Origin of the sequence: Pseudomonas sp. GD04058, from assembly GCF_029836855.1 — a bacterium.
Classification (GTDB): Bacteria; Pseudomonadota; Gammaproteobacteria; order Pseudomonadales; family Pseudomonadaceae; genus Aquipseudomonas; species Aquipseudomonas bharatica.
On sequence record NZ_JAOECN010000042.1, the window covers coordinates 33,710 to 40,580 of the forward strand.

8 protein-coding genes and 1 pseudogene are annotated in these 6,871 nt (G+C 59.5%); 4 read left to right on the forward strand and 5 right to left on the reverse strand.

Features of this window, described 5'->3' with window-relative positions; genetic code table 11:
- The first annotated feature begins 9 nt into the window (after positions 1 to 9).
- The 3 genes from N7650_RS24075 to N7650_RS24085 all read left to right on the forward strand — a co-directional run bounded on the left by N7650_RS24075 (position 10) and on the right by N7650_RS24085 (position 2,272).
- Positions 10 to 1,299: a hypothetical protein gene (locus N7650_RS24075; protein ID WP_279900332.1), complete on the forward strand. Its 1,290-nt coding sequence runs from the start codon at positions 10 to 12 to the stop codon at positions 1,297 to 1,299.
- Positions 1,300 to 1,719: 420 nt separating this feature from the next.
- Positions 1,720 to 1,854: a type II toxin-antitoxin system HicA family toxin gene (locus N7650_RS24080; protein WP_347815658.1), complete on the forward strand. Its 135-nt coding sequence runs from the start codon at positions 1,720 to 1,722 to the stop codon at positions 1,852 to 1,854.
- A 13-nt stretch (positions 1,855 to 1,867) separates the two neighbouring features.
- Positions 1,868 to 2,272, forward strand: a complete 405-nt coding sequence (locus N7650_RS24085; protein ID WP_009396044.1) for a type II toxin-antitoxin system HicB family antitoxin — start codon at positions 1,868 to 1,870, stop codon at positions 2,270 to 2,272.
- Positions 2,273 to 2,376: 104 nt separating this feature from the next.
- Here the strand turns inward: N7650_RS24085 and N7650_RS24090 are convergent, their stop codons facing one another.
- Together N7650_RS24090 and N7650_RS24095 are read right to left on the reverse strand one after the other, a co-directional pair.
- Positions 2,377 to 2,829: a DUF2846 domain-containing protein gene (locus N7650_RS24090; protein ID WP_009396046.1), complete on the reverse strand. Its 453-nt coding sequence runs from the start codon at positions 2,827 to 2,829 to the stop codon at positions 2,377 to 2,379.
- A gap of 122 nt (positions 2,830 to 2,951) precedes the next feature.
- Positions 2,952 to 3,149, reverse strand: a pseudogene (locus N7650_RS24095) (DUF4172 domain-containing protein); the annotation flags it as partial.
- A 533-nt stretch (positions 3,150 to 3,682) separates the two neighbouring features.
- Here N7650_RS24095 and N7650_RS24100 point away from each other — a divergent pair.
- Positions 3,683 to 3,997 carry a DUF3077 domain-containing protein gene (locus N7650_RS24100; RefSeq protein WP_009396051.1) on the forward strand — a complete coding sequence of 105 codons (315 nt, stop codon included), beginning with the start codon at positions 3,683 to 3,685 and terminating at the stop codon, positions 3,995 to 3,997.
- A 19-nt stretch (positions 3,998 to 4,016) separates the two neighbouring features.
- On the opposite strand, the gene N7650_RS24105 is transcribed toward N7650_RS24100, so the two are convergent.
- The 3 genes from N7650_RS24105 to N7650_RS24115 form a co-directional block, all read right to left on the reverse strand.
- A complete protein-coding gene (locus N7650_RS24105) occupies positions 4,017 to 4,988 on the reverse strand; it encodes a DNA topoisomerase IB (protein ID WP_279900335.1) in 972 nt (323 codons plus the stop codon).
- A 293-nt stretch (positions 4,989 to 5,281) separates the two neighbouring features.
- Positions 5,282 to 5,602: a helix-turn-helix transcriptional regulator gene (locus N7650_RS24110; RefSeq protein WP_279900333.1), complete on the reverse strand. Its 321-nt coding sequence runs from the start codon at positions 5,600 to 5,602 to the stop codon at positions 5,282 to 5,284.
- Positions 5,603 to 5,691: 89 nt separating this feature from the next.
- Positions 5,692 to 6,381 (reverse strand): YetF domain-containing protein, encoded by a 690-nt coding sequence (locus tag N7650_RS24115; RefSeq protein WP_279900334.1) that lies wholly within the window; start codon positions 6,379 to 6,381, stop codon positions 5,692 to 5,694.
- Positions 6,382 to 6,871 lie beyond the last annotated feature (490 nt).

Below are 6,871 nucleotides of genomic sequence, written 5' to 3' on the forward strand. Positions count from 1 at the left end.
GGACTGACGATGCGCAAACAACAACTACAAGCATCCCTGCCGCTGCTGCTGGCGCTGTCGCCCATGGCGGGTGCGGTGACACTGTACGAGGACGCCGATACCGAACTGTCCGCCAAGGTGCAGGGCGCTGTCGGGGTTTTCCACAGCCGGGAAAGTTATGCACAAACCGGCGTGCGCGAGGCCGGCAGTGTCGATTGGCAGGAGGCCACGCTGCAATACGGGCTTGAATTCAAGCGACGTGAAATCGCCACGGGCGAGGTCTTCGGTGGGCTCGACTGGGTCAGCAGTGCCAGCTTCGGCGACGGCGATGCGGCGGGCTGGACGGTCGGTGACGAGCGCACCACCAAGATCGAGAACGCCTACCTCGGGTGGCGCGGCGAGTCGTTGGAGTTTTCCGGGGGCCGGCAGAACGTGGTGGTCGGGGATGGCTTCCTGATCTCTGGCGACGCGCTGAATATCGGCAAGGGGTTGCTCGATGGCGAGGTCAATCGCGGCGGCGCCTACTACCTCACCGGGCGCAAGGCCTTCGACCAGACGGCCATTGTGCGCTGGGGTGGGAAAGAGGGCTGGCGTGGTGACCTGATGTGGCTCAAGTCCGACAACCCGGCGCAGGCGAGTCCTGAATTGTCCGTGGCGACGCTGGAGCATCTGGCCGAGGCGGGTACGCTGGGCGTGACGGCGATCAAGGTCAGTGATACCGATCAGGAGCTGGCCGACATTCTCTATCCCGAGCGCAAGGGCATGAAGCTCTACAGCGTTCGGGGGCAGGGCAATGCCGGGGTCAGCGATCTGTTCCTGGCGGGTGAACATGCCTGGGAGCGCAAGTCTGGCGGGCAGGAAAGTGCGTGGTACCTGGAGACGGGCTGGACCTTCTCGCAGTTGCCGGGCAAGCCGGTGGTCAACTATCGCTACAGCCGGTTCTCGGAGGGCTATGACCCGTTGTTCTACGGTAATGGCCGGGCGTTGGGGACCTGGTTCCAGGGCGAGGTGGCCTCCAACTATGCCGGGCCGTTCAGCAGCAATACCCGAGTGCAGCATGTCGGGGTGAAGGCGGCGGTGAGTGACAGCGTCAATGTCGGGGCGCTGTTCTATGACTTCGACACGATTGATCGCAGCCTCGGTAACCGCGATGCGCGGGAGCTGGATGTGTACGCCGAATGGGCGGTTGATGAGCACTGGAGCGTGTTGCCGTTGGTGGGGTACTACAAGCCGTCGCGGAGCGCGGAGGCAGGTGGGAGCCAGTTGGGGACGGCGCGGGGGAATGTGTATGGGCAGGTGTTATTGGTTTTTGGGTTCTGAGTCCAGTACCACGTAACTGGTGGGCCTGCTGATCACCTATTCGGTGAATGGCGGTAAACCCCTGTGTGTGGGGTTTACCCGCGATTGCTATGGTGGACTCACTACCGCAATCGCGGGCGAACCCGCTCCCACAGGGTTTGAGTCAGCTCGCGTTTTCGTCTTCGGCTCAAGGCGGTCCAGAGACGGATTCGTAGGCCATAAAAGTCAGGAAATATCTCACCTCCAATTGAGCCGTCTTGATGACTGATAGAAGGAAATGATGCACAAGACTTTTGCCTAGGGCTGATCGAATGATGTGCATGGTGTGTATTAAATTTCTTGCCTTCTGAAATTTGGTGTGTACGGTACACACTTGAGAGAGGCACTGAAGGCCATGCGTAGCAGGGAAGTCATGCATTACTGGAGGCTGATGGATGGGCGTTGGTAGGCATCAGAGGTAGCCATCATCACTTCAAGCATCCGGTGAAGCCGGGGCGGGTGACGGTCCCGCATCCCAAGATCCAGCTCCCCGTCGGCACCCTGAGCAGCATTCTCAGGAGCGCCCGCCTCAAGTAACCAGGAGAACCCCATGAAATTTCCCATCGTCATCCACAGAGACCCTGATTCCGACTACGGCGTAACCATTCCCGATGTTCCCGGCTGCTTTAGCGGCGGTGAAACCGTCGAAGAAGCGATGGACAACGTTCAAGAGGCACTGTCCCTACATTTCGAAGCACTGGTTGCCGATGGTGATCCTCTGCCTCAAGGCAGCACCATCGACACCTGGTTGGCGGATCCTGACTACGTAGGCGGTGTATGGGCGGTGGTGGACTTCGATATCACCCCCTACCTTGGAAAATCCATCCGCTTTAATGCCACCCTGCCTGAGCACCTGCTGAATCGTATCGACGACTATGTGAGAAACCACCCTGAGCAGAGAAGCCGCTCGGGTTTTCTAGCCTCTGCTGCTTTAAGGGTACTTTCCGGTAGCTGATTTGTTGCCAGGTATGGGAGTGCTGCGGCGGGGCGATTACGCCGGGAGGATAAGCACTACGGAAGGAACCGAATGGCTCCTTCCGCACGCCTGACGCAAAGAACTTACTTCGAAGCGGCCAACTTGCAGCAACCCTTCAGGTCGCGCTGAGCTTGTTCTTCGGAGATCTGCTCCAGGTTAGCGCCGCCAACGAAGGCGCCCATCTTGATGTATTGGCGCAGGTAGTAGTTCTTGCCTGGCTCGGTGACCAGGGTCAGGGTGTTGTCGCTGAACTCGGACTCGGTACCGATCACGTGCTTGCCTGGCGCCAGGAAGCGGTGGAAGTACACGCCCTTGGCAGTTTCGCCGATGATCTGACCGTCGATGCTCACCGACTTCTTCAGTGCCTGGCCGACGAAGCTGTCACGGTAGATGTACAGGCCGGACTGATCTGCAGGTGGGGCAGTGAAGGTCTTGAGTTGAGCGTCTGCTTCGGAAGAACCCATTGGGACCGAGGCGCAACCGGTGAGGATGGCGAAGCCCAGGGCGGTGCTCAGCAGCTTGATGCTGTTACGCATTGAAAATCCTTTTTTGCGAGGGATGAAAAGCAGGAACGATGAATAGCGCGGTGGCATTGTGCCATGCCATCGATTGGATATTCTTTCTCTATTTCGGGTTTTTCGAGGGTGTGTGAGCGGCGTCAATTTCTGGTGTGGCTGGTGATCTGATAGCGCGTGCTTCGCCCGCCGCCCGCCAGCTTCTCCAGTACTCCCTTCTCCAGCAGATCGGCGAGATGGCGCGTAGCGGTCGCCTTGCTGACCTTGGCCACGGCCTGATACTGCGCTGCGCTGATCCCGTCCTCGAAGCCCTTCGGGCCGCCGTCCAGCAGGCGGTTGATCCCAGGTAGGGGCCATCTCTGCCTCTGAGCCGAATAGGAGGGCTAATCGGCTCACTTGGTGAGCCGAATAAACTGTCTATTCGGCTCACAGAGGGTGGCAAGTGCCGATGCGAGCAATGTGGGACGCCCAGCCTTTCAGGCAACAGTTCCAAGGCACGACGCATACCCTGTGGGAGCGGGTTTACCCGCGATTACGGTAGTGGGTTCACAATAGCAATCGCGGGTAAACCCGCTCCCACAGGGTATGCGTTGGCTGCCCTTGCCTGATCCCGGTATGAAATGTAGGCTCTCGCGGTCGCTGCGGTTTGGCGATCGGGTTTGGTCGCCCGGCTGACAAAAATGCAAAAGCTGTTCATTCACGGGTACGGGCGTTCTGCGCTTGTAGGTTCGTGCTATGGCGGCTGTGCGCGGGAGGCATTCGTGCCTGCTGGGTTTTGCCTTTTTGTCCCAGTCGACCAACCTGCGTACAGTCGTCACCAACCCTGTTTGGTCGCAGGCGGTGGCTGCTTAATTGACAAAAAAGGAGCTTCACCATGAACAAGATTGTTCCAGACCCACCCCACGCCATCTTCGGCAAAACCGCCATGGTCGCCTTCGGGCACTGCAAGGCCGGTCATACCCCGATGTTCACCGTCCGTGCGGAAATCGACACGGAGGATGCCCTGGTCCATGCATCCCTGTTGATGAAGGGGATCTACGACACCCTCCAGCAACTCACCGAATTCGCCGAAGACGTGCCCAAGAACGGGCTGCTCTTCTCGTCGCTGTACTCGGCGGAAATGGCCAAGGGCCTGGTGGATGCGGTGATCGACGGGATCGAAATGGGGCGGCTGAGGGTTAGCGCCTAGCCGCGCGATACGGGAAGGCTCACCCCTCGGTGGGCTTTCCTGAAGCTTCCCTGACGGTCAGCTTTTCCAGGAAGCGCATCAGCAGGCTCTCTTCGGCACGCAGGCCCTTGCGGGGCGCGGCCATGCGCAGGTTCGCCAGTTCGCCTGCGTGGAAGGCCTCGATCACTGCCGGGTGGATATAGCACTTGCGGCACACGGCCGGGGTGTTGCGCAGTTCCGCCGCCACTTCCTTGATGATCGCCACCACGTGCTTCTTCGCAGCACTTTCCGGCTGCCACTCCAGCTCGCGCAACAGGGTCAGGGCCAGGGCGCTGCCGGCCCAGGTGCGATAATGCTTGGCGGTGAACTCGGCACCGGTCAACTCCTGCAAATAACGATTGATATCGCTCGACGTCACGCTATGGCGCTCGCCGTTGTCGTCCAGGTACTGGAACAGCTGCTGGCCGGGAAGCTCCAGGCAGCTCTTGATGATGCGCGCCAGGCGTCGGTCGTTGACGCTCACCTCATGCTCGATGCCGCTCTTGCCACGGAAATGGAAACGGATGGTGCTGCCGCTCACCTCGACATGGCGGTTGCGCAGGGTGGTCAGGCCGTAGGAACGATTCTGCTCGGCGTAGCGGGCGTTGCCGATGCGGATCAGGGTTTCGTCGAGCAGATGGATAACGGTCGCCATCACCTTCTCGCGGCTGTGCTCGGGGCGGGCCAGGTGGCGTTGCAGGGTAGCGCGCAGCTTGGGCAAGGCCTTGCCGAAGGCCAGCAGGCTGCCGTACTTGTCGGCATCGCGGATCTCGCGCCAGCGCGGGTGGTAACGATACTGCTTGCGACCTCGGGCATCGCGGCCGGTCGCCTGCAGATGGCCGTCGGGGTCGGGGCAGATCCAGACGTTGGTGTAGGCCGGCGGGATGGCCAGCGCGTTGATTCGGGCGATCTCCTCAGCCGCACGCACGCGCTCGCCGGCAGGGGTGAAGTAGGCGAACTTGCCACGGAGCATTCGGCGGGTAAGGCCGGGGGTGGTGTCATCGACGTAGTGAAGGCCGGCGGGGAGGAGGGGGGATTCGCTCACTTTGGGGGCTCGCTTGCAGGTCCGGGACAATCGCGGTGTCGGTATTCAGTTAGCCCGGTTGGAGGGGGATTAAGTTCCGGGATTTTCTGTCGTTGAGCCAGGTGACATCTCGTGACGATTTGGCGGGTATGGCAGACATGATCCGATCGTCATGCAATGCAGGTTGCTGAGGACCGGATGAAGGAACTCAAGCAGGAGCTCAGAAACATGGGCTTCAAGGTTTAGCTGTTCTGGGCTTGGGCGATGATGATTCGAGGGGAGGACCCCGCGTCATCAGGGCCGGTGAAGCTGGTACGGAATCCGAGCTTGTCGAGCATGTCCATCATGGCGTCCAGCGTGAACTTCTCGATCTTGCCATTGGCCAGTTCGGATACACGAGACTGGGTCACGTTTAGCCTGGTTGCGGCCTCACTCTGCTTGAGGCCCATTTTTTTGATGCAGTCTGTGATGAAGATCGACAGGTCCATCTTCAAGGCCATTTTGCTGGCCGTTTTGTCGTCGTGAGTGACGTGGAAAGGGCTTTCGTGGAATTGAAGTGCCATTGGGCGGCCACCTGGATTATCTAAAATTTAAGATAAAAGGTTATTCACCAAGGAGCTGGTTGTCAAAGCGCTCTGACGTTTGGGCTTCTTCAGGCTCTAGCGTTGCTCAACGCCTGCACCCAGCACTGATCTGAGCAGCGAGGGCATGGGAGGTTCTGGCCTGCTTGCAGCGTTGCCAATTCCCCGCAATGGAAGCAGGCATGCAAGCCGTCGTGCTTGGGCTGGCGATGCACGGCCTTCAAGCTCGGCGGCAGAACAGGCAAGCCGGGGCGGGTTTCGTCCTTGTCATAGAAATACAGGCTGACGCCGCCGTTGATCTCGACGATGCCCAGGCGCACCTGGCCCAGATGTTCCACGCCGCCCTGGCGCAGTTCCATGAGGAATTCGTCGTGGGCGATATTGCCCTTGTTCAACGTCTCCAGTTCGAAGCGTCCATCCCTGATCAGGATGAAAGGCTCTCCCTCCAGCCAGCGTTGCAGGCGGTGATAGCGACTCAACAGGCGGGTAGTGAGTCGGTAGGCGATGCCCATGGCGACGAACACCATCAGCACCGGCAGGATCGGCACGTCGTGATAGAAGGTCACGTCGCCGGCTGCAGAGCCCAGGGTCAGGATCACCACCAGTTCGAATAAGGAAAGCTGCTTCACGCCACGGCGGCCGGCGACCTTGAGGAAAATGAAGACCACGGCATAGGCCAGCAGAGTGCGGACCATGACTTCGCCGAGGAAAGCCAGGGGGTGATCGTCGAGGAGCATGCGGGGCCAGTCGAAAGCGGTCATTTTTCTGGGCTGAGAGACTGTCGATACTGAGTTAGCCCTGGGCGTGGTCGATTAGTTCAAGTGGAAGAGTCTAAGGGATGGGCTGTCGAGGGGCAGACACTGGCTATTCAGATAGGTGTAGACACCTTGTTGCTGGGCAGGCTTGCCCAGGCAAGCAGGACTAATGCTTTTCCAGCGTCGAGTACCCGCTCGGTAAATTGTGCTCATCGACAAAGTGCCGGGTTGAATGCATCGGCATAGTAGTGGCCATTGACCCGCGTGGAAGGGCGGACTTCAAGAAAGCGCATGGCCCGATCATCGTTGGCGACGTGCAGGCCTCGTTTCTTTAGCAGTTCCAATTTCTGTTCTACTGAAGGCCGGCTTGTCGAAGGGCCTCATGTAGTTTTCTCCAGGCAGAAAAAACCCGCACGATTTGAGCTTGCTGACTGGGTCAACCTAGGCTTGGCGGGTGTGTTGGGGGGCATTTTAGGTAGATGTAAGAGCCCGTCAA

Excerpts from the sequence above, each read along its gene's own strand:
- N7650_RS24090 (WP_009396046.1), bottom strand. The coding sequence starts at position 2,829 with ATGCGTAACAGCATCAAGCTGCTGAGCACCGCCCTGGGCTTCGCCATC.
- N7650_RS24105 (WP_279900335.1), bottom strand. The coding sequence starts at position 4,988 with ATGCTCCGTGGCAAGTTCGCCTACTTCACCCCTGCCGGCGAGCGCGTG.
- N7650_RS24075 (WP_279900332.1), top strand. The coding sequence starts at position 10 with ATGCGCAAACAACAACTACAAGCATCCCTGCCGCTGCTGCTGGCGCTG.
- N7650_RS24115 (WP_279900334.1), bottom strand. The coding sequence starts at position 6,381 with ATGACCGCTTTCGACTGGCCCCGCATGCTCCTCGACGATCACCCCCTG.
- N7650_RS24110 (WP_279900333.1), bottom strand. The coding sequence starts at position 5,602 with ATGGCACTTCAATTCCACGAAAGCCCTTTCCACGTCACTCACGACGAC.
- N7650_RS24085 (WP_009396044.1), top strand. The coding sequence starts at position 1,868 with ATGAAATTTCCCATCGTCATCCACAGAGACCCTGATTCCGACTACGGC.
- N7650_RS24100 (WP_009396051.1), top strand. The coding sequence starts at position 3,683 with ATGAACAAGATTGTTCCAGACCCACCCCACGCCATCTTCGGCAAAACC.